Origin of the sequence: Blastopirellula sediminis, assembly GCF_020966755.1 — a bacterium.
Lineage (GTDB): Bacteria > Planctomycetota > Planctomycetia > Pirellulales > Pirellulaceae > Blastopirellula > Blastopirellula sediminis.
Genome location: NZ_JAJKFT010000004.1, coordinates 224602 through 250113, shown reverse-complemented (window position 1 = coordinate 250113; position 25512 = coordinate 224602). Strand labels below are relative to the sequence as shown.

18 protein-coding genes are annotated in these 25512 nt (G+C 58.9%); 8 read left to right on the top strand and 10 right to left on the bottom strand.

Annotation, left to right across the window (positions count from 1 at the left end; translation table 11 throughout):
- Window positions 1-190: 190 nt before the first annotated feature.
- From LOC68_RS04795 to LOC68_RS04765, 7 genes are all read right to left on the bottom strand, one after another.
- Entirely contained in the window at window positions 191-4849 is a 4659-nt protein-coding gene (locus LOC68_RS04795; protein WP_230216306.1) for a PQQ-binding-like beta-propeller repeat protein, read from the bottom strand.
- Window positions 4842-5507, bottom strand: a complete 666-nt coding sequence (locus tag LOC68_RS04790; RefSeq protein ID WP_230216304.1) for an RNA polymerase sigma factor — start codon at window positions 5505-5507, stop codon at window positions 4842-4844. Before LOC68_RS04790 ends, LOC68_RS04795 begins: the two co-directional genes overlap by 8 nt.
- A 195-nt stretch (window positions 5508-5702) precedes the next feature.
- On the bottom strand, window positions 5703-7031 hold the full coding sequence (locus LOC68_RS04785) for a Gfo/Idh/MocA family protein (protein ID WP_230216302.1): 1329 nt from the start codon (window positions 7029-7031) through the stop codon (window positions 5703-5705).
- A 314-nt stretch (window positions 7032-7345) separates the two neighbouring features.
- Entirely contained in the window at window positions 7346-8683 is a 1338-nt protein-coding gene (locus LOC68_RS04780) for a tRNA modification GTPase (RefSeq protein ID WP_230216300.1), read from the bottom strand.
- 26 nt (window positions 8684-8709) lie between these two features.
- Window positions 8710-11046 (bottom strand): YidC/Oxa1 family insertase periplasmic-domain containing protein, encoded by a 2337-nt coding sequence (locus LOC68_RS28475; RefSeq protein ID WP_230216298.1) that lies wholly within the window; start codon window positions 11044-11046, stop codon window positions 8710-8712.
- A gap of 211 nt (window positions 11047-11257) precedes the next feature.
- Entirely contained in the window at window positions 11258-12010 is a 753-nt protein-coding gene (locus tag LOC68_RS04770; RefSeq protein WP_230216296.1) for a metallophosphoesterase family protein, read from the bottom strand.
- Between the two features lie 44 nt (window positions 12011-12054).
- The gene (locus LOC68_RS04765) at window positions 12055-12807 is read right to left on the bottom strand and encodes a metallophosphoesterase family protein (protein ID WP_230216294.1); all 753 of its coding nucleotides are present in this window, start codon (window positions 12805-12807) and stop codon (window positions 12055-12057) included.
- A 210-nt stretch (window positions 12808-13017) separates the two neighbouring features.
- Between LOC68_RS04765 and tsaB the strand changes: the two genes are divergently transcribed.
- Complete coding sequence (gene tsaB / locus LOC68_RS04760) at window positions 13018-13695, top strand: tRNA (adenosine(37)-N6)-threonylcarbamoyltransferase complex dimerization subunit type 1 TsaB (protein ID WP_230216292.1); 678 nt, start codon at window positions 13018-13020, stop codon at window positions 13693-13695.
- On the opposite strand, the gene LOC68_RS04755 is transcribed toward tsaB, so the two are convergent.
- A complete protein-coding gene (locus LOC68_RS04755; protein ID WP_230216290.1) occupies window positions 13696-15117 on the bottom strand; it encodes a hypothetical protein in 1422 nt (473 codons plus the stop codon).
- A 141-nt stretch (window positions 15118-15258) separates the two neighbouring features.
- On the opposite strand from LOC68_RS04755, the gene LOC68_RS04750 reads away from it, so the two are divergent.
- The 7 genes from LOC68_RS04750 (at window position 15259) to LOC68_RS04720 (ending at window position 20302) form a co-directional block, all read left to right on the top strand.
- Window positions 15259-15873 carry a sigma-70 family RNA polymerase sigma factor gene (locus tag LOC68_RS04750; RefSeq protein ID WP_230216288.1) on the top strand — a complete coding sequence of 205 codons (615 nt, stop codon included), beginning with the start codon at window positions 15259-15261 and terminating at the stop codon, window positions 15871-15873.
- Window positions 15874-15875: 2 nt separating this feature from the next.
- The gene (locus LOC68_RS04745; protein WP_230216287.1) at window positions 15876-16154 is read left to right on the top strand and encodes an anti-sigma factor family protein; all 279 of its coding nucleotides are present in this window, start codon (window positions 15876-15878) and stop codon (window positions 16152-16154) included.
- Between the two features lie 94 nt (window positions 16155-16248).
- Window positions 16249-17715 carry a sulfatase gene (locus LOC68_RS04740; protein ID WP_230216285.1) on the top strand — a complete coding sequence of 489 codons (1467 nt, stop codon included), beginning with the start codon at window positions 16249-16251 and terminating at the stop codon, window positions 17713-17715.
- A 9-nt stretch (window positions 17716-17724) separates the two neighbouring features.
- On the top strand, window positions 17725-17952 hold the full coding sequence (locus LOC68_RS04735; protein ID WP_230216283.1) for a hypothetical protein: 228 nt from the start codon (window positions 17725-17727) through the stop codon (window positions 17950-17952).
- A gap of 145 nt (window positions 17953-18097) precedes the next feature.
- Window positions 18098-18340, top strand: a complete 243-nt coding sequence (locus LOC68_RS04730) for a type II toxin-antitoxin system ParD family antitoxin (RefSeq protein ID WP_230216281.1) — start codon at window positions 18098-18100, stop codon at window positions 18338-18340.
- A gap of 117 nt (window positions 18341-18457) precedes the next feature.
- Window positions 18458-18637, top strand: a complete 180-nt coding sequence (locus LOC68_RS04725; protein ID WP_315858846.1) for a type II toxin-antitoxin system RelE/ParE family toxin — start codon at window positions 18458-18460, stop codon at window positions 18635-18637.
- Between the two features lie 171 nt (window positions 18638-18808).
- On the top strand, window positions 18809-20302 hold the full coding sequence (locus tag LOC68_RS04720) for a PcfJ domain-containing protein (RefSeq protein WP_230216279.1): 1494 nt from the start codon (window positions 18809-18811) through the stop codon (window positions 20300-20302).
- Between the two features lie 559 nt (window positions 20303-20861).
- Here LOC68_RS04720 and LOC68_RS04715 read toward each other — a convergent pair.
- Window positions 20862-22295, bottom strand: a complete 1434-nt coding sequence (locus tag LOC68_RS04715; RefSeq protein WP_230216277.1) for a DUF1501 domain-containing protein — start codon at window positions 22293-22295, stop codon at window positions 20862-20864.
- A gap of 17 nt (window positions 22296-22312) precedes the next feature.
- Window positions 22313-25348 carry a PSD1 and planctomycete cytochrome C domain-containing protein gene (locus tag LOC68_RS04710; protein WP_230216275.1) on the bottom strand — a complete coding sequence of 1012 codons (3036 nt, stop codon included), beginning with the start codon at window positions 25346-25348 and terminating at the stop codon, window positions 22313-22315.
- Window positions 25349-25512 lie beyond the last annotated feature (164 nt).

The following is a 25512-nucleotide window of genomic DNA, read 5'->3' as shown; positions in this document are numbered from 1 at the left end:
GGAACGCTTGCCAGGCTGATCGCGACCAGCAGCCAGCAGGCGAAAACTTTGGGTGAAAAGGAATAGGATCGCACGACAGGTCCAACTATCCAGGAAAAGTGCCTCTTTCCATCGTATGTAAGGAGGTCCTGGGATCGTTACGCAGAATTTCAAACATCCCGGCCGTTTCCCCCAAAATCGGCGGCTCGACCTACTGAATCGTTAAATTCCTCACCAAGATCTTGCCGCCCCCGGTCAGCGAGATTTCGACCAGGTCGCCGGCCTGATGATTGGGGGGCAAGTTGACCGAGAATTTGGCCTGATCCCCCTCGTCGGTCATGGGGCCTTCCAGCAGCATTTGGTCTCCGCAACGGACCTGTGCGCGAATCGCCCCTCTGGCGCCACGGCGGTCGACCGCCAGCGTGACCTGCTTGCCTGCTTCGGCCGGATGGATCAGCGTCGTTTCATTCGTCGGATGGAGATTGAGTTCAAACTCGGGTTTGCCATCCTGTTCGATGATCAACTGCCCACTCGTCGTTTCCGCTGTAGCGAAACGCCAGCCAGGAAAGCTGCCGCCCCAAGCGGCGGCGAACGTCGGGAAGATCGGTTTGGCGCCAGCGACCGGCTGATAGTCTCCCAGCTTCAACGGATCGCTGGCCGCTTCCAGACGATGCAGACGGAGATCCAGATCGCGCGCCTCTTTGCGATGACTGACGTAAGTTCCCTGCGGGTGAATCAGCAGCTTGCCGAGCTGTGGATCTTTGTCAGTCAGCTTGGCAAGCGGTACGCCGGCTATCGGCCGCCCAGTCTCAAGCGACAGCCAACGAATCCAGGGAGTGATTTCCCGATCGTTGCCAAGACGGCGACCGCCGCCGGCGACTTCGATCAGATACGAACCGGCGATCGCGGCGGAATAGACTTGCCAATCGTCGTCGTGCTTCCAAGCGACTTCGCCATCCTCGGCATGGAGCGCGACCGCTTCGCCGCGATTCAAATAAACAAACTTACCGTCGGCCAGTCCAACGCTCCGCTCCATATTGGGCGCGAAGTGAGACCAGAGGAGCCGACCGGTCGCAATGTCGATGCAATCGATTGAAAGTGCGCCAACCTGGCGAACGATCACCCGATTGTCGACAACGATCGGCGCCATCTCTTGCTGCCGGACCAGATCGCTGTCGGCGGAAGTCGGCGTCGACGTCTGCTTGCGAACCCAGCGGACGCCGCCGGACAAATCGCAAGCCAGCACGGCGCCTCCCAAGTCGACCACAATCAGGTCGCCGGCGACCGACGCCGCACAAAGTCGCCGCTCGCCCCACGATTGTCGCAGCCGAACCAGCGAATGCTTGCTAAGCGTTTCCCCTGTTTCTGCATCGATGCGGGCCAGTTGAATCTGCCACAGGTTTTGCGAGTCTTCCTCACCGACGATGGCGAACAGCTCTCCCTGAATCCAAAGCGGATCGGAAAGGACCGGCAGTTCGCTCTCGGCACGCCAAATCTTCTTTCCGTCGGCCCGATTGAAGCAATAGAGCTCGGGGCGATTGGAGTGGAGCAAGCGGACGAAAATGCGATCGCCGACAACGACCGGCCGCATCGGCGTCAGCGGCCACTTGTCATGAGCGCGAGCGCGATGGCTGTCGATACGCGCGGTCTTCCAGGCGATTTCGCCCGAGTCCGGCTTCAGCTCCAACAGTTGAAAGCGATTGTTCAGATAAATGCGATCGTCGGCCATCGTCGCCGCCAACGTTTCGGCGGTCCAATCGACATCCTTCGACGCATAGAGGTTGTCCCGGTCGTTCGCCCCTTCGCCGAAATCGAGTTGCAGGCGAACGGCGTCGCCAACTTTGGGATTGGTCGGGGGGAAGTCGAGCTGGGACGAATCGATCGACATCTGACGCGCTGCGCTCCAGTTGTCGGAACCGATCGAACGCCGCTGCTCGCCGAACTGCTTGATCGCATCGGGAGAAAGGGACTCTCCGCCGATCGCGACGGAGGTGGAAAGCTCGGCGCTTTCCGGAGCGCCGATCATCGCCGCCGCCAGCGCTAAACGAGCGTTGAGCATCTGCTCGTCAATCGTCGATTGTTCTCCGCCGGCCTGACGGTAATGGGCGATCGCACGGGCGACTTGCCCAACAGCGAGCGCCTGATCGCCGAGCCACAAGTGGGCCTCGGACGCGGCCTGCGTGCCGAAGAACTGCAAGGTGACCAGTTCGACCGCTTCGACGTCTCCGGAGTGAATCTCCGAACTGGCTCGCAGCCGCGCGACTTCCGAGAAGTTGCGATTCATCTCTTCCCGCAGTTGCGGATTTCGCCGCATCGCCATCGTGATCGCGGCGGGAAGGGAGAAGTAGAGATCGGGGTCTTCGCGATCAGGCGCCAAGCCGTTCGCGCCATGCAGATTCACGCTGTTAATAATGCGACAAGCGTCGGCCATCGCGTTGCTGTCGATCGCCGCAGAAAGATCGGCGCTAACGTTGTAGGCGTCTTTGCTCAACTCTTCCAACAGCGGAGAGCGATACCGTGCGTCGATCGACGGCCATTCGCCTTCAACGCGAGCGTTCGCCTCACGAATTGCGGCGTTATAAACCCACATCGGAAGTTGGAAGTCGCGGCGCATCCGATATTCGTCGCGGCCGGAATAGTTACGTTGCCGCAAGCAAAGGTCGATCGCCCCGTTCCAGTCTCGCTCGGCGAGCTTCTGCAGCATCGCATCACGAATCGCCCCTTCATCCACCAGGTTGACGCGATCTCGCATGTCGATCGGCAGCGATAACATCGTGCGGCGCATGTCATCGACGTCAAACTCGCGGCCGTCGGCATACTCGCGTCCGATCAAATCGGCCGCGAAGTCGCGATAGAAATCGAACCATTCCCTTTCGTTCTGCCCCGGCGGCCAACTCTTCGTGATGTAGGCGAATTTGCGCAGGCGGTCGAGCGTCGTTTCAAGCGACGCCGGATCGTTGAGCAAGGGGACTAACTGCCTCAAGACGTTCGGATTGTCCGACCCGGCGTTGATCGACTTTTCCGCGGCGGCGGCCATCCATTGTTCCAGCGGCACGTCGCTCGGGCGAGCGGCAATCGTCTTCGTGATCCAATCGATCGAATGTTTTACCTCGGTCGGCGTGGCGGCCAGTCTTTCGGCGGAGACGACGTCCGGCAACAGGTCGACGTGGCGAACGACCACCTTCCGCAAACGAATCTTCCGCGGCTGACCTCCGCCGGATTTGATCGAGATGCCGAACTCAGTCTGCGGTCGATTGATGCCGCCGACGCCGGACGGATAGAGCGCCCAATTGCGACCGTCAGCGCTGGTCCAAAAACGAGCTTGACCGTCGCAGGCCAAGATCCGAATCCAGATTGGCGCGACGATGTCGGTGGTCGGCAGTTCCTGCGGACGACGATTATCTTGACGACCGTCATCTCCCCACCACGAAAAGAAGGGGAAGACCTGCTTCGTCACATTGTTACGACCAAACGGAATCGCGACGCCGGGATCGTAGCGAGGAGTCTCTTCACCAGGATTGGCGAGAAAGGCGAGCAGGACCGAACCGCCAACTTCAAACTCATCAAGCAGCATGTCGACGACGCGAATTCCTTCGCCAGGGATTGGCGTCGTAACCAAACCGTCTCCCTTAACCCCGACTAACTCAACCGCGCCGTCGTCCAGTTTGTTGAACGTTACCCCACCTTCCATCGGCAAACGTTCCGTCCATGGCAAGTCTGCAGGACGATCAAGTTCGGCGACGATCGGCAGTTCCAGTCGGCTCGAAGGAGGGAGTTCGCTGAGACGTTGGAAATCGAGCCCGCGGAGCCAGGCCTTCCCTTCGAAGACGACTTCGGTGGGCGGGTTGGCGAGAGGAGCGCGCAACATTTCGATTTCGCCGCGAAGCAGCACCATCTCGTGCTGCGTTTCGTCGTAGTAGTACCACGTGATCGGCGCTTCAAACAAATCAGAGCGGCGATCGGCGAAGCCGTCGCTGGCGATGATCGAATGACGCTGGATCTCTTCTTCGCCCGATTTGCGCGAGACGGCGTAGGCGTTCCACGGATCGTAATCACGATTGTGACGAACGATCGAAATCCCTTCGTCGCCGTTCAGAAAGTGGATCGCGTATTGCTCGGCGTCCCAGACCGAGAGCCGCAGCGCAGCGTCCCGCGGCCAAGGTGCGTTCAGGCGAAACGAGCCGAACATCCCGGTGCGGACGGTGTTGTGATGCTTTTGGGTCTCGAAGCGACCTCCCTGCTTTTGCAGAGGAGTGAACCATTGGCTAAGCGAATCCTGCGTCGGCGCTTCGCGGGCGGGATCAAAGTCATGGAACCATGCGTCGGCGAAACGAACCGGCGGACGCGCGAGAGAAGTGTCCCACGGTCCCTGCTTGGCGGGCTGGTCGGCTTCGCCCCCCTGCTCTTCATTGCCGCGATTGGACGGCATTGTGGGATCAGCGCTTGTCCCGTTTTGCTCCGGAACTTCCCCAGACCGCGTCGGCGACGCGGTTTGTTCCGCGGAAATCTTTTCGCTTAGGTTGCTCGGATCAGGATCAATCGTCGCTTCCGCAACTTCTTTCTTGGGCTGCAGGTAATAGATCGTACCTGCGGCGGAAGCGAAGACGATCAGGGCAAGCAAACCGCCAATCGCGCGAACGGTGCGGCGGCGACGTTGGTCGCGATCGAACTTGTCGAGCAACGATTCGGCCGAGAATCCGATCCGCCCCAGCGCATCGTTGAGATAGTGCTCCATCTGCAGCTGATCGATCAGCACGCGGCGCAACTCGGCCGATTCCGCGATCCGCTGGCGCAGCAATTCAATCTCTTCAAGCTTCAGTTCAGCGGGAGTATGGGACTGAACGAGCTCGATTAGTTCTTCATTAGTCATCGGCGCTGGCGTGGATCTTTCGCGTGATGCAGTTTTTCAGCGCCTGGCGAGCGCGAAAGACGAGCAGCTTCACGGCGCCTTCGCTGCGACGCAGCTTGGCGCCGATCGACGACATCTTCATCTGGGCGTAGTAGTGCATGTCGAGCGCGTCGCGAGCGCTCTTACCCAGCGAATCCAAGCATTGCTTCAAGAAGCCTTGCACGGCGGAATAGTCGTCATGGTTGTTCTCAGCGAGCGCGTCGATTTCCAAACAGAGCTCGGTCCACGCGACTTCTTTGCGACGATTCACTTTGCGAACGTGTTCGCGCAAGACATTGCGTGCGACGCCCAACAGCCAGGGACGTACCGGCACGTTTTCCGGAAAGCGAACCTTGCCGACGAAGCAGCGGAGAAAGACCTCCTGGCACAAATCCTCGGCGTCGGACGGCTCCAACATCCGCGAACGGAGATAGCCAAATACGAAACCTTGCTGCCGCGAAACGAACGCCGCAAACGCTTCGCGATCTTGGCCTTTGATCGCTTCGATCAAGAGGGCGTCGTCATCGGCGGCGACGACGTCGTGCCGAGCGTCGCACACGTTCTGCCCCATCGCGGCCCGCAAATCGAACGGCAAGGTCGCGGCGTCAGGCAGATAAGATGTCGACTGGCCGGATGGCATGACGTTGGCCGCTGGCAGGAGGAAGGTGCGAGGTGAGGACGACTCGTTCCATGTTATCGCAAAACCTGAAGAATATGCAAACAATCCGTCAGTTCTCGTCCACCGGCGCATAAAAAAAGAGGAGAGTCGCCCAAAGCGACTCTCCCCCTGAATTTACCAGATTTGGCCATGGGGCCAGATTGGCGAAGTAACGCCTTACAGCGTGTAACCTTCGCGATAGGTCGGACGAATGATCTCGGCGACTTCCGGAGCATTCTTGGCGACCATGTTCTGGGCGTCCCATTCGATCTTCTTGCCCGCCCAAACCGACAGGTTGCCGAGCAGGATCGTCTCGGACAACGGGCCAGCGTAGTTGGGGAAGTTCGACATCGGTTCCGGACCGCCCTTGATGGCGTCGGCGAATTCTTTGAAGTGACCCGGCGAACGCGGAATCGTTTCGGCCGGTCCTTCGTAATTCTTGTAGGCTTCTTCCGGCAACAGCTGGAAGCTGGCGCCGTAGTCGCTCGACGAGTAGAGACGCCCCTTGTCGCCGACCAGCAAGCAGCCGCTGTCGGCCACTTTGCCTTCGCCGTTGCGCGGCACGCCGTCCAGCAGCGCGTTGTCAGGCATCTTACCGCCGTCATACCAGTACAGCTTCAAGGCCGGGCGACCGTTCAGTTCCGGGAAGTCGAAGGTGATGGTCGACCATTTCGGATAGGTGATGCCGTTGTGGCCCGAGGTGACCGCTTCGACCGAGACCGGGTCACGCAGCTTCAGCGCCATGTACGGCATGTTGACCGTATGACAGGCCATGTCGCCGAGGGCGCCGGTGCCGAATTCCCAGTAACCGCGCCACTTGAAGGGATGAATGTTCGGGCGGTAGTCGATCATCTTGGCCGGACCGATGAAGTTGTCCCAGTGGACGGTCTTCGGAGCCGCTTCGGCTTCGTCGTAACCTTGACCTTGCGGCCAGATCGGACGATTCGTCCAGACGTGAACTTCAGCGACGGTACCGATGGCGCCCGACTGAATCACTTCGGCGGCGCGACGTAGACCAGCGTGCGAGGTACCCTGGTTGCCCATCTGGGTAACCACTTTGTTTTCTTTGGCGATTTCGCCCAAGCGACGAGCTTCCCAGATGCTGTGGGTCAGCGGCTTCTGCGTGAAGCAGTGCTTACCGCGCTTCATCGCGTCGGCCGAGACGACGGCGTGGCAATGGTCCGGCGTGCTGACCGTCACAGCGTCGATCTCTTTGTCCATTTCATCGAGCATCTTGCGGAAGTCGTTGTACTTCTTCGCGCCCTCGAATTCCTTCGCGGCTTTGTCGAGGTTGTTGTCGTCGATATCGCAGATCGCGACGATATTGCCCGAACGGCTGGCGTCACGAGAATCGCTCGAACCTTTACCCTGCACGCCGATGCAAGCGAAATTGATTTGTTCGTTCGGCGACTTCGATTCCGCCGCTTGCATGTTCGACGCCCAGTAACCGACGCCAGCAGCCGCCGAAATCTTCAAAAAATTACGACGGTTGTTATTCATTGTCATAGAGGAAAGCTCCTAAACCGGTGGTCAACATCAACCACAAACGACGAGGTAGGTCGCGCTAATATTGCGAGATCGATGTGGCTTTTTGAGAGGGCGGGTGGTTTGTACTTTGACGGAAATGCCTTCATCAGAGGCCCCGTTGGTGCGCACAATTTACCACCGTATTGGTCTACGATACCGGCTTGCCGCAAATTTCGCAATTCAACCGAGCCGCGAAACCGGCAAAATTCCTCAACTAATTGTCAAGAATAGGCAGATTTGTGCAGACCCACCCAGGGGCCCCTGGAGGGGGCAAAGAATCTCAAAATGGCGTTTTATTTGCCAATACAGAAGCGGCTGAAGATGACGTCCAGAATGTCATCGGTTGCGATCGCTCCGACGACGCGTCCCAGTTCCGCCAGCGCCATCCGAATCTCGACGGCGACCAATTCTTCCCCTAAACCGTTCTCCGCTGCGGTTAGCGCCGCCGATAGCGACTCTGCCGCCTGTTGGAGACTCGCTCGACAGCGAGCCGCCGTCGCATCTTCGGTCGCCGGCATCTGAGCCAGCTTCTCGGCGATCGCCTTGCGGAGCTCCGCGATTCCCTCCCCCGTCGTAGAACTGGTCGCCACGGCGGCGGAGATGGTCGGTGCCGCCAGGTCGCACTTGGTGAAGACCAACAACCGGCGTTCTTCCGGCGCCGCGTCCCATAGCTTCCGCTCCGCTTCGGTCGCTTCTCGTCCGGCATCCCAGCAGATCACCCGCAAGTCGGCCCGCTCCACCTGCTGGCCTCCCAGTCGCTGAGCCGATTGCAGCGGACCCGCCGCCGCTTCTTCCTGCCCTGCCGTATCAATCAGCGCCACTTGTTCGCCGCCGATCACGATCGCACGGACCAACGTATCGCGCGTCGTCCCGGCCAAATCGGCGACGATCGCCGCCTCTTCGCCGACAATCGCGTTGAAAAGACTGCTCTTGCCGACGTTTGGAGCGCCGCAGAAGACGACCTTGATCATTTCGTCTCCGGCGTCGCGGCCAATCAATTGCGTGAGGGCATGATCAACGGATCCGCGGGCTTCTTCCAGTTGAGCGCACAGTTCGTCGGAAGTGATGAACTCAATGTCCTCTTCGACAAAGTCGAGTCCAGCTTCCAAGTGAGCGAGAAGTTCGAGCAACTTGGTACGCGCGTCCGCCAACGGGGAAGAAAGTCCGCCGGCAAGTTGCGCAAGCGACTGCTTCAATCGGGCGTCCCCTTCGGCGTCGATCACACCGAGGACCGCTTCAGCCTGGGTCAAATCCAGTCGCCCAGCGAGAAACGCGCGGAGCGTGAATTCCCCGGGCTCGGCCATCCGCGCCCCATGGCGACAAGCGGCGGCGACCATCTCTTCCAGCAGCGGACGCGAGCCGATCGTATGGATTTCAATCGACGGTTGCCGCGTATAACTCCGCTCGTTCGGCCAATAGTAGAGATCGCACGCCAGCTGACGATCGGCGATGCGAGCCGTTGCGGTCGCCATCGCCGACGTTCGCCCGAAGGATTCGGGCGGGTCGCAAAGTTCGATCCAGGACTTCACGCAGTCATAGGCGCCGACGCCGCTGATGCGCACTACGCCTCGCAGCGCTCCGCTTGCGCCGCTGCCGATCGCCACGATGGTGTCTTCCAGTGCGGCCGACATGCTTGGTCCGTCGCTATCGTTTGAAACTACTTCTTGCCCGGCGGACGCTTCTTCGGTTTCTTCGGCGTCGCGGTCGATTCAATCGTGTCCGAAAGATCGGGCAACTGCGGCTTCGGAATCAACTTCCGCTCGACAATCCCCCAGACGCTTTGCGTGATGAAGTAGATGCACAAACCGGACGGGACGCGGAAGAACATGAAGCCGATGAAGACCATCATGTAGGTCATCATCTGCTGCTGCATCTTCTGCTGCTCATCGGTCGGCGGCGGCATGAACATCTTCTGCTGCACCAGGAACAACGCGATCGTTACCAGCGGCAACAGATTCAAGTAGGGTCCGAGGAACAAGAAACTGGTCGGGAAGCTGGTCGACGGAATGCTCGTCATAAAGTCAGGAAGCACGCCGACCCAGTACCAGAATTGATCCGGCGCGGCCAGGTTCGAGCACCATTGAATGCCTGGAATAAACGGAGCCTGACGGAGCTGAATGTCGACCGCCAAGGCTCGATAGAGCCCCAGGAAGATCGGCAACTGCAGGAACATGACGCCGCAGCCGCCGAGCGGGTTGAAGTTGTACTTGGTGAACAACTCTTGCTGCGCCTGGCGCTGCTTGATCGGGTCATCCTTGTACCTCTCGCTGATCTTCTTCATCTCCGGCGCAAGCTGCTGTTGGATCAGCATGTTGCGGGCCTGCTTCCGGCTCAGTGGGAAGAGAGCCGAGCGAACCATCAGCGTCAGGAAGATGATCCCCAGACCATACGGGATGTAGAGGTAATCGTGCATGAAGTGGAGCACGCCGAGCAGCGCGGTCGACACGTAATGGAACCAGCCGAAGTACTCCAGGTTTTCCAGACCATAAAGCGCCAACAGCTCGCTCTTCTTCGGACCGGAGAAGATCGTGCACGACATTTCAAACGGCTTGTCGCCGGGCTGAATCGTCGTCGGCGAACCATCCAGGCGATAGGTGCAGTCGGTCTTCTGCTTCATCACGTCGCTGACGGCGGCGGCGACAAACGCAGCGCCACGCGAAAGGGTCGGATCTTTTTCCGGATTGTCGAAAACCATCGCCGAAGCGAAGTAAACGGCGTCGACGCCGGCGAACTTCGCCTTCACTTGCTCGTCGACCTTGAACATCGACACCTGGCGGTCGCTCTCCAGGTCTTCATATTTGGCGACGATATTGGCGACGGTGAACATTTCGTAGTCGCCGCGGGAGTCTTCCCAGACGACGTCGCGAAGACCGGCGCCACCCCAACCGCGCGAGATCTTGTTGCTATACCACCAACCTTCGGTCGGCAGGCCAGTCGCTCCGAACTGGCGGAACGCGGCGTCGACCGCTTCTTCGCCGTCGTTGAAGACTTGCAGCGTGTACTTCAAGCCATAAGGTTTGTAGTTTGGATCGGCGACCCCTTCGACCGGTCGCGTCGGCAGCTGATACGTTTTAACCAGACGCAAACGAGCGAAACGAACTCCTTGCGGCAGATCTTCCGGCGTGACCAGCGTTTCAAACTGAACGATCGTCGGATCTTCGTTTTCGACCAGGCGCCAGTTCTTTTCGACCAGCGGCATGTCGGCGACCATCTTCCCTTCGACTGGAATCACCGAGCCGTTGATGCGGGCCAACGACGTCAGATAGGCGGAAGGATGTTCGACCGTTCTGGACAGTCCAGTCACCTTGTCGACCACGTCCGACACTTCCGGCTTGATCACTTCGAGCGGCGTATCGGTCAGCTTGGCCGTGTAGGTGAGAAGCGAAACGGCGTCGGCGCCTTTGCGCTCCACGACGACTTCGATCTCGTCGCCGGCTTTGGTTTGCTTCAAAGCGTCGACATAAGATTCGACGTCAACCACCTCGAAGCCGGCGAGGTTCTTGATAATGTCCCCCACCTGGAGACCAACTCCGGAGGAGGCTTCTTTGGGAGTCGCGATCGCGGCCGGAGTTCCCGGGCCAACAATCCGGATTTCGCAACCCGCGGCTGCGTCAAACGGCATCAGCCAACCGAAATAACCGCCGAGCCGGCGATCTTCGAGACTGTGGAATCGGTCGGCCGGCAATTCGATTCGCGACACGGCGCCGCCGCGAGAGTCGAACGTCACCAGCATGTCGGCTACGTCCGAGTCGACCGATCCGAGGGTCACGAACTTGCGCGGCTGCTGCTTTTCTTCGACCTTTTCGGCTTCGTCTTCCGCCGGTTTGATCTCCGCCTTTTTGCTGTCGGCGTCTGCGCCTTTCGGCTGGTCGTCGTTCTGAGCGACCTCGGCGTCCGGTTTCTGCTCGTCGGCATTCTTGTTGCGACTGAGCAAGTTCATCGTCATGAACATCGCGGCAGCGATAAGACAAAACGCGATTACGCGACGTTCCACAACTACAAACCCTGCTGGACGAAAGAAACAATGCGACCCCATAGCGGAGGCGCGTGATCAAAGCCTATTTGGATGTATTCTCATGGCATGGGAGAATCTTGCAACCACGCCGCGCAAATCGAGAAACAATCCGATACGTCTATTTCGCCTTATTTCGCGCTGAAAGAAGAGCGAAGCCGCTGCTAGCGAGAATAGGCCGATTATCGCGGATTTAACGCCCGTCCGAAAGGCGGTCGGCCTGAGTGTTGTCGAGACTATCGATTCCCCGAATCTTGGCGGCCGTCACGTGAAAATCGTACGGAACGCGGCGAAATTCGACTTCGTCGTCGTGAAGCACCACGTAACTGCTGCGCGGATCGCCGTCTCGCGGCTGCCCTACGCTTCCCACATTCACCATCAATTTCCGCTGCCCCAGCCGATAGCGACTATTTTCGAGATCGGCCGAAGCGACGAAGGTGAAATCATCGGCAAAAACGCCGGGAACATGGGTATGCCCCTGGAGGCAATACTTCGGAATGATCGAGAAAATCCGCTCCAGCTTGCGGCTGTTGTAGACGTCCTCGGGAAAAACGTACTCGTTCAGCGGGTTGCGGGCTGAACCGTGTACGTACATCCAGTCCCCCTCGATCCGAGTTCGCGGCAATTCGCACAAAAATTTCCACCGTTTGGCGACTTCCGGATCGGTATCGCCGCCGGTTTCCAGTTGCTCGCGGGTCCAGAAGATCGCCCGCTCGGCGCCCTGGCTGAAGCCTTCCGGATCAAACAAGGCGGCCTGATCGTGGTTGCCGAGAATGCAGAAATCGAACCGCCGCGCGGCGTCGACGCATTCGCGCGGATTCGGACCGTAGCCGATGATGTCCCCCAGACAGTAAATCTGGGTGACTCCGATCGAGGCGATATCGGTCATCACTGCCGTCAGCGCTTCGAGATTTCCGTGGATGTCGCTGACGATCGCGCGTTTCATCGAAGTCGTCTCATCAGGCTAGCGGCGTATTGCGAGGCAGAATCCTATCTGCCTTCCTTCAACCGGTCTCCCAACATGTTGTCGAGGTCCGGAATTTCGTAGATCTTCTTGGCGGTGACGTTGAAATCGTATTCGACGCGACGGTACATCACCGACTCTTCCGTCAGGATCACGTAGCACGAACGCGGGTCTCCGTCACGCGGCTGGCCGACGCTGCCGACGTTGAACATCGCCTTCTCGTCACCGAGACGATAAACGTTGTCGCATTCGTCCGGTCCGAAGAACTCGAGGCTCGGCGTGAAGATCCCCGGGATGTGGGTGTGTCCCTGGAAGCAGAACTGGTCGAGCCGATCGAACAGGTTTTCCATCTTCCGTTGATTGTAGACATCTTCCGGAAAGACGTATTCGTTTGTTGGGTCGCGCGGCGAGCCATGCACGAACAGCCGACTCGGCTCCACGTGCGTGCGGGGAAGTTCCCCCAGAAAGTCCCAGCGTTCGTTCACCAGGTTGGGGCCGCCGGTCGAATTGTCGATCTGATCGCGGGTCCACAAGATCGCGCGAAACGCGACCGGGTTGAAACCGTCCGGATCAAACAGGGCCGCTTGATCGTGATTGCCCAGAAGGCACATCGTGCATTTGCGACGGATCAGGTCCAGGCACTCGACCGGATTCGGTCCATATCCGATAACATCCCCCAGGCAGTAGATCTCGGTGATACCCTGCTGTCGAATGTCATCCAGAACCGCGGTCAGCGCTTCTAGATTGCCATGAATGTCGCTAATCAGCGCTCGTTTCAAGCCTGACTACCTTTCGTTTGCCTAGGGAGGGTATTTCGGAACTGCTTTCGGCCGGGGCTCCCCTACCGGAGCGATGCATCAATGGTAGCCTATTAGGCGTCGCGATTGCAGACCTAGCCCCGAAGTTTAGGTAGGATAAAGACCTAGGTCAAGCATGAACCACGCCCTTGTCGTCGTCCAGATTCGCACGCCCGGAAATCATACATCGCCATGAAGCTGCTGGCACTTGAGACCTCGCTTCGCCAATCTTCCTTTGCCTTGCTGGAGGGGGATCAACTGTTGCGACAGGTAGAACTCGACCCGTCGCTCCGCACCGCCGCCGCGATCACACCGGCTCTGGACGAAACCTTTCGTGAAGTTGGCTGGAAACCGACCGAGATCGAGTTGATCGCCGTTTCGCATGGCCCCGGATCCTTTACGGGCTTACGGATCGGCGTTGCGACCGCCAAAGCGCTCGCCTACGTCGCCAAGGCGGAAGTCCTGGGGATTGATACTTTGCGCGTGATCGCCGCCCAGTCTCCGGCCGAAGTCGATACGGTTCTGACCATCATCGACGCTCAGCGGCAGGAACTATTCACAGCGAAATACCAGCGTGACGCCGCCGATTGGGTCGTCGCCAGTACGACGGAGATCGTCGAGATCGACGCCTGGCTCGCGGCGCTATCTCCCGGCGATTGCGTCAGCGGAACCGCCCTCTCCAAGCTGCAGGGGGAGATCCCGACCGGCGTCGAAATCCTGCCCGAAACTTGCTGGCGACCGATGGCGGCAACCGTCGGACAGTTAGCCTGGGCCGACTATCAAGCCGGAGCTCGCGGCGACCACTGGAAACTGGCCCCGCAGTACTACCGCAAAAGTGCGGCCGAGGAAAAATTGGAAGAGAAGGCGTAGTTACTCCTTCCCTGCCCCATCCATTTCCACAACCCGGCGTCGCAGCGCTTCCATCACGATCGGAGCGACTTCCGGCCCGCAACTATTAATTTCGCCATATTGGCGATCTTCGCGATCGTAAGCGTAGGGGGCCTTCGAGTCCCATTGGCTTTTCGGGATGATGTACCCCACTTCGTCATTCGCCAAGCCGAACAACATCCACTTTTTGTCGGCCAACAGCGCCGCCGCACTTGGCTCGCGCGGCGACTCCGAGAAGTCGGCGTTCGGATCGGCCGGGATTTGGAAATCGCCGTAAACAAGCTCAGGGTAAATCTCGCCCGGGATGCAGGCGATTCGCAATTCGCCTAGCGCCACGACGGCGACTTCCGATTTGACGCCGGCATCTTCGGGTCGAAACTCTTCGGTCGCCTGGCGTCCGAACGTTTCAAAATCGTCCGTCAGCTGAAAGACGGGTCGCTTCACGATCCCCACCTTGCGAGCCAAGCGATAAAGGGGGTTTTCGACCGGAATCAGCACCGGCTTGGCGACCACCCGAAACGGCGTCGCGGTGAGCGGCGTCGCCGCGTCAATCGCCGATTCGGCAAGCTGGGCGACGGCTCGTCCGTACGCTTCGCAGTAGGCGAAATCCCCTTCTTTCAGTTCATTTCCCTGCGCGTCATGAAACAGTCCGCGCGGCGGAGCCAACAGTCCGCCAACCGCGCCGGATATATAGACGATGGGGCAGTGATACTTCTTTTGCAGTTCCGCAACGGTCGTCGCCGGAAAGTCGCCGGTCAGCAGCGTGTTCTTGGGGCCCATCGCTTCGGGATGGCAGTTCCACTGCACCAGCATTCCGAGATCGACGCCGGAATCGGGCGATTGGAATCGCAGCGCACGCAGCGTCGGATCGTAAACGACGGGCAAGCGACTATCGCGGAGCAGCTTCGCATCCTCGGCCGTTCCAAACTTAATGGTGGCCGGCTTCAACTCTTTTTCGAGCGACGCCACCATCTCGCTCACCTTGTCGACGACCATCGTGACGTAGTCGTCATTGACGCCGCGCGTAAAAGGATTCGGTCCCCAGATCCCAATCACGTCGGGGCCTTCATGACTGTGGCTGCTGGCGACGAGCGTGTAATCGACGTTGGGAAGCTTTTCGCGAATTCGCTCGACGTCAGGAAAGGCGAGCCCGATCAGGTCGACGCCGACGATCGCGATTCGCTGCTGACCGTCGTCGAGCAGCACGGCTCGGGCCATGATCGGATCATGGACGCCAGTGGCGCGACGGTTATAGCCGTAGCCGGCCAGGAAGACCGGCTTGCCCGCTTTGACCTCAGGGGTAATGTCCACTTCGCCAAAGGCGACGCTCAGCGGAGCGGCCTGGGACGCTTGCGGCAGAATTACCGCCAAGGTTAGGAGTAACCATCCGGTCAGCTTCGACATCTCAATACCCTTTGATGCATTATCTACCGCCCGACTATCTGATCGTGCGCTTGGCCCCGCGCCGATTCAAGCCTTGCTAGGAAAATCCTACCTTACTTGTCCGAATAGACGGCCGTTTCTCGATCTGTTATTCTGCCAAACATGGAAAGTTTTCAACGTCCACTCGCCGATCCCTTCGTAACCGAAGCCGAATTGGTGCAGGGGTTACAGTCGGGCGATCCGGCCGCTTTCGAGCGTTTGGTGCGAGACTACAGCGGGCGAATGCTCGCCGTAGCCCGTCGTTTTCTGACCCAGGAGCAAGATGCCCAGGATGCGTTGCAAGATGCGTTCCTGTCAGCATTTCGGTCCATTGAACGGTTCGAGGGAAACTCGCAACTTTCGACCTGGCTCCACCGGATTGTGGTCAACGCGTCGCTGATGAAGCTGCGGACGCGTCGCCGGAAGCCGGAGAAGCCGATTGATGATTTGTTGCCGCAATTTGTGAGTAACGGTCATCGCGACGGTCATGAACCGGCTTGGGCCGTTACCATTGATACCGCCGTTAACGACCGCGAGATTCGCGAACTTGTCCGGACGAAGATTTCCGAATTGCCAGAATCCTACCGAACCGTTTTGCTCCTCCGCGACATCGAACAGATGAGCACCGAAGAAACGGCGGAAGTTTTGGAACTGTCGCCCGGCGCTGTAAAAACGCGACTTCATCGGGCACGCCAAGCGCTCAAATCCTTGCTAGATCCTCATATGCAAGGTGCATGAACATGAACCACGCCAAACTATCCTGCAAAGAAATCTACGAGTACCTCGCTGATTTTCTCGACCAAGCGCTTCCCACCAACCAGCAAGAGGTGATGGAAACGCACCTCGAGCATTGCCCTTGCTGCAAGCATTACCTCGACAACTACCGCGAAACGTTGATCCTGGGCAAAGCGGCTTGCTGCAACAAGATGAACCCTCCCCCACCGGCTCCGGACGCGCTGATCAACGCGATCCTGGCCGCTCGGCAACAAGGGAACGAAGAGAATCCGCCGGCCGAATAAGCGATTCGTCGGCCGAAAGGGTGAATCTCACGGCGGGATCAACTAGAATCGGGGCGTCGACTCCTGTCACCATCTCCCGCCCCGAGATCGCCCCATGATTCGTCTTGCCTTCTGTGCGCTCCTCGCACTCCCGTTTTTCACGTCGCTCGCGCTTGCCGAAAAGCCCAACATCCTGTTCATCGCCATCGATGATCAAAACGATTGGATCGGCTGTCTCGGCGGACATCCTCAAGCGAAGACTCCTTACATCGACGCGCTCGCCGCCCGCGGCACCGTCTTCTTGAACGCCCACTGTCAGGCGCCCCTTTGCAATTCGTCCCGCACCAGTTTGTTGACGGGACTTCGTCCCAGCACGACCGGTATTCATGGTCTGGCTCCTTGGTTCCGCGACGTCGACAGCCTGAGCGATCTGGTCACGCTGCCGCAGTACCTGCGAAAGAACGGCTACACCTCTTACTCGACCGGCAAGATCTTTCACGGCAACTACGGCCGTCATCCGAAAAAGGATGACGAGTTCGATCATCTTGGTCCGGCATCGGCCGTCGGCGCCAAGCCGAAAGAAAAACTGGTGCAAACGCCAGCGCCTCATCCGCTGGTCGACTGGGGGACCTTCCCACATCGCGACGAAGATAAGGGAGATTACCACGTCGCCAGCTGGGCGGTCGAAACGCTCGACAACAAACCGAAAGAGCCCTTCTTCCTGTCGGTCGGTTTCTTCCTGCCGCATGTTCCTTGCTATGCGACGCAGAAGTGGTTTGATCTTTATCCGGAAGACGAAGTCCAACTCCCGCCGTTCATGCAAGAGGATCGAGACGATACGCCCCGCTTCTCGTGGTATCTGCACTGGAAGCTCCCTGAACCGCGTCAAAAGTTCCTGGTCGAGTCGGGCGAGTGGCGCAATCTGGTCCGCTCGTACTTGGCCTGCACTAGCTTCGTCGACGATCAAGTTGGTCGCGTCATGAAGGCGCTCGAAGCGAACGGCTACGCCGACAACACCGTCGTCGTTCTCTGGTCCGACCATGGTTGGCACTTGGGCGAAAAAGGAATCACCGGCAAGAACACGCTTTGGGATCGTTCGACTCGCGTCCCGCTGATCTTCGCCGGCCCCGGCGTGGCGATCCAAGGGAAATGCACGCAGCCGGTCGAACTGCTCGACATCTATCCGACGCTCATCGACTTGTGCGGCCTGCCGGCCAAGGGCGATCTGGAAGGACTCTCGCTAACGCCGCAACTGCAAGATGCGAAAGCCGAGCGCGAACGTCCGGCGATCACGACGCACAACCAAGGCAACCACGGCATCCGTACCGAAAAATGGCGTTACATTCACTACGCCGACGGTTCGGAAGAGCTGTACGACATGCAGTCCGACCCGCAGGAAATCAACAACCTCGCCGACAAACCGGAGCTAGCCGAGGTCAAAAAGGAACTTGCGTCGTGGCTGCCGAAAGTCGACGTCCACGCGGCGCCTGGCAGCGCCCATCGCATTTTGACCTACGATGACAACATCCCGATCTGGGAAGGGGAAGTCATTCACAAGGACGATCCAATTCCGGAGCTGTAACGCACACGGATGATCTTCGGCCTCAAAACGCTGTTCGTACTGGTCTGCGGCGTTTCGATTTGTTTCGCCGTCGCCGTCAATACGCACCCCATCTTCGCATTGCCGATGGGGGTGATCCTCTGCTGGTCGATGATCTCCTCCTACAATCCGGAACTTGGCGCCGAATTTGAACAGGAAGCCTTTTACGGCATCGTCATCAGCATCCTGACGGCGGTGGTCGTCTATGTGAGCTTGTAGGTCGTAGGGTCCGCTCTGCGAACTTGGTAATGGGAATCGATTTGTCCCAATCGGATTAGGGAGCGTATACTAGCGTTGTTCGTAGTGGACGATCCGTTTTGATATTCTTATTGCCTCTTACGCTGGCGTTCCACAAAGAACTCGCATGAACTTGTCACTTCCCACCGAATTCGACGATTTCATCCAATCGCTTGTGAAACAGGGGCGGTTCTCCTCAGCTGAAGAAGCGGTCGCCGCAGGAATCCGCTTGCTGCAAACTCAGGAATCGCTACGCCAGGAAATCGCCAAAGGGGCTCGACAACTCGACGCCGGCGAAGCTTTTGACGAGGACGAAGTTTTCGCGGAAGTAAAAGCTGCGATTTCTAAAATCGAATCAGAGCGTTCCTAACGCGGACTGCCCATGAGTCGATTGCGATATTCGGCCGAAGCGAAAGCGGATCTCACGAACATCGCCTCTCATATCGCTCGCGACAAGCCGAACGCCGCGCGACGTTGGTAGGTCAAAATCCGCGACAAATGCCGATTCATCGCAACGCAGCCGGATGTCGGAGATGCGCGTGAGGAACTCGGGACCGGTATCCGGGCAACTGCGTTTGGTCGATTCGTGATCTTCTTTCGGTATCGCACTTCCGACGTGGAAATCGTTCGCATTCTTAGCGGCGACCAAGATCCCAAGCTTCTTTAGTTGACGCTCTCTGTCGTCAACGTGCGCGAACCGCATCTTTACGCGCGTGTCTCCTTCTCCACGACCCCATTTCTTGTTGGAGTTTTTACCCATGAAACCAAAGCCGAACAGCGCCTGTCTATTGCCGTCGTTTTCTCACTATAGAGATCCTATGCGCCCACTTGATTTGACATGGCTACTAAACAAACTGACGAAGAGATTCTGCAATCCGATCCGAACCTGAGAATCCATCTCCGGATACTCCAGCTCGGTTCGCTCAAAGAGTATCGCCGCTGGTGTGCCGAAAACGGCTTCACGCGAAGAATCGGCAAGTCTCGGAAATTGCGTCTTCGCGAACGACGGCATTTCCGCAAGAAGTTCGCCATCGATGTGATGTTCGCGAAACGCCGCGAATCACGCCGCGGCGATCGTCCGCTTCTCGAAATCTGTCGCAGCGACGCTTTGAACTACTACTGCCGCCCCGCGCTAAGCGCTTTCTATCACGCTTCTCGCCAGGCGTACCGAGATGACGCCTCGTCGGAGAGCAACTTCCGCGTGCTGAGGTCGCTGATCTCTTACTTGCTGCGACGCAAAGTTCGGTTCCTCGACGGCAGCCCTTACTATCCGCAATATGGCCAGCGAGCAGGCAACTCGGCGCTCGAAGCGTTGCCGCTGATCGTCGCTTATCGTCATCGTTGGATTCGCCCTGTCGAGTCGTGGGAGCCGACCAGCCATAGCCCGCGTCGACAGTTCAAGTCATTGATGCAGCACTTGTTCGTCCGCTATGGAAAGTTACCGGCGTTCCTCGATAAGGTTTGGTTCGGCGGTTTCGCGGATCGCGCCGAATTGTTCCGTCCGATTTATTTGCACGCGGCGGCCGGTTTGAACCTGGCCAGTTGCGAACTCATGCCGTTTCCCTATACCAAGAAGATGGCCCACCACTTTCTCGCGGCCCCGCAAAACCCGTCGATCGAGCAAGCGCTGCGTTGGGGAGAAGTGAAAGGGATGGGGGGAGACGACAAACTGGCCCACGCCGTCATGAACAGCCGCCTGACGGTCGACTTCCGGCACCACAAGTTCTGGAATATCGTCCTGCAGTGGCTGATTCGATATCGGGAAATCGATCGCGGCCAGGTCAGCTCGATCATCGATTACATCCAGTTCCAACGCTTCGTTCCTCGTTTCGCCATGACCGGCGACGAACGGCAGGAAGCGATTGCCGCCCGTGAGCCGAACTTCACCATGCGGGGACGGACGCCCCAGACGCTGCTGCGACAAGTAAAACGCTGGCACAGCAATGTGCACGAGACGTTTCTCTTCGGTACACTCGAATGGCCGCCCTGCGGCATCGCCGGCATGGAGTTGCTCGAGGAAAGTCGGAACGGAGAAATTACGGCCTGGACGATTCACGAACTGCTCAGTAGCAAAGCGCTTGTTCAGGAAGGCGCCGCGATGAACCATTGCGTCGCAACCTACGCCGATCTCTGCCAACAAGGGGAGTCGTCCATCTGGTCGCTCCAGCGGGAAACTTCCCAAGATAAAACTCGTATGCTGACGATCGAAGTCCGTCCCTACCAGCGAAGGATTTGCGACTATAGCGGCAAATTCAATCGCGAAGCGACCTCCGACGAACTTCGCATCCTTCGCCACTGGGCCAATCAGGCGAAATTGCAGTTGTCGTGGTAAACGACTGACCGGACCTCTCCATTTTTTCTCAACCAGGGTGGCCCGTCCCGTCTGTCAAAGACCGGGCGGGTCGCGCTGCGATACGATGCCGCGCCATTCGGTCGGAATTGCCAAACTGGACTGGACCACTGCGATTTACTTCCGCAATACGCACAGCGACAGAGACTTTCGTCCCATGCGCCGCCAACCCATCAATCAACGTCAATACTATGGACCGCACCCCCCATTTTTTTTTTGCGTCGGCAGTGGACTGGACCGCTGTGCATTTTTTTCGGCGCGGTCAGGCGACGCTAAATCGGCCGTTTCGCCCATCGGCCTGCGACGCATCTCCCCCAGTCCACCTATCATGTGGACCGCACGGCGCACATTTTTTATGGGGAGTGGACTGGACCAGACGCGCGTAGGGCGGATCGCCGTTTCGATTTTCAAAGAGCGTTCGGTCGAACAGCAAGGTCGACTCGCCAAGAAGCGTCCCTGGCCGACGCTCCGCCATCGCGCAATCGACCATGACTCCGTGCGCTTTGTCAATGGACAAACTTTGGCCGGCGGGAGCGATGCCCTAGCTCAACAGATCCATCACCGGATGATGCTCTTCGACGCCGGTCAGTTTGAAATTCAAACCGCGGTGGCGGAAGGTGAGTTTGGTGTGGTCGATCCCCAGGCAGTGCAGGATGGTCGCCTGGATGTCGTGGACGTGGACTTTGTTTTCGACGACGTTGAAACCAAGTTCATCTGTCTGACCGTAGCTGATCCCCGGCTTGATCCCGCCGCCGGCCATCCACATGGTGAAGGCCTGCGGGTGATGGTCGCGGCCTTGGCTGCGGCCGAGGGCGGCGCTTGATTCGACCATCGGGGTCCGGCCGAATTCGCCACCCCAGATTACCAGCGTATCTTCCAGCATCCCGCTCCGTTTCAGGTCTTGAATCAACGCGGCGCAGGCCTGGTCGGTCTTCAAGCACTGCCCGCGGACGCCCCCTTTGACGTCGCTGTGGTGATCCCATTCGGCTTGATAGATCTGCACGAAGCGGACGCCTCGCTGAACCAGACGGCGTGCCAACAGACAATTGTTGGCGAACGACTTCTTGGTATCGTTCGGATCAGCGCCGTACAGGTCGAGCGTCTCTTTCGTTTCCTGCGAAAAGTCCATCAGCTCCGGCGCGCGGGACTGCATCCGATACGCCATTTCGTACGCTTCCATCCGCGTGCGGATCTCGGGATCGCCAATCTGGTCCAACTGCTGCCGATTCAAATCACGAATCAGGTCAAGCGAATCGCGCTGCGCCTGATTGTCGTAGCCGGGCGGATTGGAGACATGCAGAATCGGGTCCCCTTCCCCGCGGAACGGAACCCCTTGATGGACCGACGGTAGAAAGCCGGCGTTCCACATCGCGGCGCCGCCGCTAAGATTGCCGCCGCTTTTCAGGACGACGAACGACGGCAGATCATTCGCTTCGCTCCCGATTCCATAGCTGAGCCAGGCGCCCATGCTCGGTCGTCCCGGAACGCCGTTGCCGGTGTTGCAGAAGAGCTGCGCCGGAGCGTGATTGAAATGGTCGGTCGTGGCCGAGCGGACGATCGCGATGTCGTCGACCACTTTGGCTAAGTGGGGGAGCGTGTCGGAAATCTCGGCGCCGCACTCGCCATGTTTGGCGAACTTGAACTGTGGGCCTAAGACCGCCGCATCGGGCTGAATGAACGCATACCGCTGCCCGGCGATCACCGACGGCGGAATCGGCTTTCCTTCCATTTCGGCCAGCTTCGGCTTGTAGTCGAACATGTCGAGCTGGCTCGGCGCCCCGGCCATGAACAGGTAGATCACCCGCTTCGCTTTGGCCGGAAAATGGGTCGGCTTCGGTGCGAAGGGACTGACCGTATCGGCGGCGCTGACGCCGAGGCTCGACTCGGCCAACAGCGATGCGAGCGCGATCTTGCCGAGACCGACGCCGCAGTTGCGGAAGAAATGCCGTCGCGTTTGTTCGTGGAGCCAATTCATGAAACGTCGATCCCTGCTCAATACTTGGTAATCGCTTCGTCCAGATTCATCAGCGAGCGGGCGACCATCACCCAAGCCGCATCTTCCGGCGAAGCGGAAGGATCGCCCCCAATCGTCGCCGCGCTGAGCTGACCATTTTGGAGTCGCTCGAGCTGTGCCGTGCGATACTGCAAAATCGCTTTCAGTTCGGCGGCCGTCGGGGGACGGGTCATGAGCCGCTCGAACAGATTCTCGGCGATCGCTTGCTCCGACTCAGCCCCTTGCTTCGCTTCCTTCGCCATCGCTTGAGCGAGTTCGATGAACATTGCGTCATTGAGCAGCGTTAGCGCTTGCAGCGGCGTGTTGCTCCGATCTCGCTTCGCGGTGCATTCTTCGCCGCTGGGAGCGTCAAACGCGGCGTAGGCGGCGAACGGCGAAGTTCGTTTGCTGAAGGTGTAGATCGAGCGGCGATAGCGATCTTCTCCCTGCGACGCATTCCAGGCGAAACCGCCGTACGCCAGGGCCGTCACGCTGGCCGGTTGCGGCGGAAAGACGCCGTGGCCGTACATCTTGTCCGAGAGCTTGCCGCTGGCTCGCAACATTGCGTCACGAACCATTTCGGCCTCCATGCGAAACCGCGGTCCGCGCGCCAAGAGGCGATTTTGCGGATCGACTTCTTTCCCTTTCTCGGTCACCTGCGAGTCTTGGCGATAGGTGCTGCTGAGGACGATTTCGCGATGGAGCTTTTTAATCGACCAACCGTTTTCCATCAGCGAGCAAGCGAGATAGTCGAGCAGTTCCGGATGACTCGGCGGATCGGATTGCGTGCCGAAGTCGCCGCTTGTTTCGACCAGGCCGCGACCAAAGAGCGCTTGCCACGCGCGATTGGCGGCGACTCGGGCGGCGAGCGGATTTTCTTTACTGACCAGCCACTTGGCTAGTTCCAACCGATCGGCCGGGGCGTTTTCCGAGTCTTTCCCCAGAAACTCCGGAATCCGCGGCGTCATCTTTTCCTTGGGGCTCAGATACTCGCCCCGATGATGGCGGAACGTTTCCCGCGGATTGTCGGCCGGACGCTCGAGCATCACCATCGAAGAGGAAAACTTCGGGAGCCGCTTCCGCAATTCGTCGATCGGCTTGCGAGCCTCGGCCAGTTCCGGAGCGACCGACCAGTAGTAGCGTTCCACTTGCTTCGCTTCTTCTGCGGTCAGTTCGTCCGACTTGCGAGCAAGGAGCGTTTCGATTTCGGCCGGCATCTGCTTGGCGGCCGCTTTGTTGGGAGTCGACGCCGCCGAGATCCGGAACTTGCCCAAGCTGGCGGTATAGTGCCGCTCGAACAACAGCTCCAGCGTCAGTTCGCCGGCGACTTCAATCGGCTCGGGCAAGTTGACGACCAGTTGATTGGCTTCTCCTTCGCGATCGGCGGTCGACCACCCCGTCGAACCGTTTTCGTCCAACACATTCGCCGCATCGGCGCTGCCGCTTCCCAAACCGTTCTTACCGTAGCTGTGCGACGCGTCGGCCAGTTTGAGCGGCTGATCGGCGAATTTCGCCGAGAGTTCGCTCAAAAAGAAGTCCCCTTTGCGTCCTTCGTAGTAACAGCGACCAGGACCGCCGGCCGGTAGTCGTTCGTCGGGCAAGACCTCGAGCCGAAGCGCCGTCAGCGGCAGTTGCGACTCGTCGATCGTGTAGGTCAGCGTATAGACGTCACGCTTGGTGAAATCTCCGGAGGCGAAGATCGCGCCATCGGCGAGCGTTTCGAGCTTCGGCAGATTGCTTTGCAAGTTAGTCGCTGGCAGCGTTCGCCAATCGACCGCGTCGGCTTGCGACTGGGTGAGCCAGGCTTCCTTTTGCTTGTGGAAGTTAGCTGCTCGACGCTGTTCGACATCTCCTTCGCCTTCTTCCGGCGGAAACTGGCTGGGAAGCTGCGACTCGGCCTGCTCGATCTGGGAGAGCAACTTCTCCCGCTCCTTGTTCAGGGCCGGCGTCTTCAGCAGCAGGTCAGGTTCATCGGCGTTGTTGAGCAGCGCCAGGAACGAGTAGAAGTCGGTATGCGTGATCGGGTCATACTTGTGGGTGTGACATTGAGCGCAGCCGACCGTCATGCCGAGCCAGATCGTGCCGGTCGTCGCCGCGCGGTCGACCATCGCGTAGAAGCGGAACTCGAGCGGATCGATCCCCCCTTCTTCGTTGAGCATCGTATTGCGATGTAGTCCGGTCGCGACCCGTTGGCTCTCGGTCGCGTGGGGAAGCATATCGCCGGCGAGTTGCTCAATCGTGAATTGATCGAACGGCATGTCGTCGTTGATCGCGCGGATGACCCAGTCGCGATAGGGCCAGATCGATCGCTCCCGGTCTTTTTCGTAGCCGTTGGTATCGGAGTAGCGAACCAGGTCCAACCAATCGCGGGCCCAGCGTTCGCCATAGCGAGGGGAAGCGAGGAGCCGGTCGACCAGCTTCTCGTAGGCGTTGGGATCGGGATCGTTGACGAACGCTTCCGTTTCTTCGCGCGTCGGCGGCAAACCGGTCAGATCAAGACTGGCCCGCCGAATCAACGCATAGCGGTCCGCTTCCGCCGAGGGCTTTAGTCCTTCTTGATCCAAGCGGGCGAGGATGAACTGGTCGATCGGCCCGTGCGTCCAAGTCGCATCGGAGACTTCCGGCAGCGCCGCTTTCTCTGGTCGGACGAACGCCCAGTGCTTGTCGTACTTTGCGCCCGCTTTGATCCACTCTTCGAATAGCTTCTTTTGCGCCGCGGTCAGCGTGTCGCCGGTGTGCGGGGGAGGCATCTGCAGATCGTGATCTTCCGACATGATCCGCTCGAGCAGCAGACTATCGCCCGGCTCGCCAGGGACGATGGCGCCATATTCGACCGCCGCTTCTCTTTCGTCCAGGCGCAAATCGGCTTCGCGGTGCGATTCGTCCGGCCCATGGCAGGCGAAGCACTTCGACGCAAACAAAGGTCGGATGTCGCGATTGAAATCGATCTCGGCCGCGGTCAGTTGCGTGAGCGGGGCGAGAAAGAAAACGGCGAGGAAAAGAATCGCGGCAGGCAAAAGGCGGGTAAGCTGCATGAGCCCTTCTCAAGGTGAGTTCAAAGGGGAATGAGTTATTCGCTGTCGCTCGATGCAAGTTCTAAGGTAGTTTTCCGCCGCGCGAATTACCAGAGCAACACCTTCTTTTCGAGCCGTTCGCCGCATCGGCGACCACTACTTCCGCACGATTGCCTGTTCGCCTG

Excerpts from the sequence above, each read along its gene's own strand:
- LOC68_RS04745 (WP_230216287.1), top strand. The coding sequence starts at position 15,876 with ATGAACCACGCCAAACTATCCTGCAAAGAAATCTACGAGTACCTCGCT.
- LOC68_RS04785 (WP_230216302.1), bottom strand. The coding sequence starts at position 7,031 with ATGACAATGAATAACAACCGTCGTAATTTTTTGAAGATTTCGGCGGCT.
- LOC68_RS04795 (WP_230216306.1), bottom strand. The coding sequence starts at position 4,849 with ATGACTAATGAAGAACTAATCGAGCTCGTTCAGTCCCATACTCCCGCT.
- LOC68_RS04710 (WP_230216275.1), bottom strand. The coding sequence starts at position 25,348 with ATGCAGCTTACCCGCCTTTTGCCTGCCGCGATTCTTTTCCTCGCCGTT.
- LOC68_RS04730 (WP_230216281.1), top strand. The coding sequence starts at position 18,098 with ATGAACTTGTCACTTCCCACCGAATTCGACGATTTCATCCAATCGCTT.
- LOC68_RS04770 (WP_230216296.1), bottom strand. The coding sequence starts at position 12,010 with ATGAAACGCGCGATCGTCAGCGACATCCACGGAAATCTCGAAGCGCTG.
- LOC68_RS04750 (WP_230216288.1), top strand. The coding sequence starts at position 15,259 with ATGGAAAGTTTTCAACGTCCACTCGCCGATCCCTTCGTAACCGAAGCC.
- LOC68_RS04790 (WP_230216304.1), bottom strand. The coding sequence starts at position 5,507 with ATGCCATCCGGCCAGTCGACATCTTATCTGCCTGACGCCGCGACCTTG.
- tsaB (WP_230216292.1), top strand. The coding sequence starts at position 13,018 with ATGAAGCTGCTGGCACTTGAGACCTCGCTTCGCCAATCTTCCTTTGCC.
- LOC68_RS04715 (WP_230216277.1), bottom strand. The coding sequence starts at position 22,295 with ATGAATTGGCTCCACGAACAAACGCGACGGCATTTCTTCCGCAACTGC.
- LOC68_RS04780 (WP_230216300.1), bottom strand. The coding sequence starts at position 8,683 with ATGTCGGCCGCACTGGAAGACACCATCGTGGCGATCGGCAGCGGCGCA.
- LOC68_RS04720 (WP_230216279.1), top strand. The coding sequence starts at position 18,809 with ATGGCTACTAAACAAACTGACGAAGAGATTCTGCAATCCGATCCGAAC.
- LOC68_RS04755 (WP_230216290.1), bottom strand. The coding sequence starts at position 15,117 with ATGTCGAAGCTGACCGGATGGTTACTCCTAACCTTGGCGGTAATTCTG.
- LOC68_RS04735 (WP_230216283.1), top strand. The coding sequence starts at position 17,725 with ATGATCTTCGGCCTCAAAACGCTGTTCGTACTGGTCTGCGGCGTTTCG.
- LOC68_RS04740 (WP_230216285.1), top strand. The coding sequence starts at position 16,249 with ATGATTCGTCTTGCCTTCTGTGCGCTCCTCGCACTCCCGTTTTTCACG.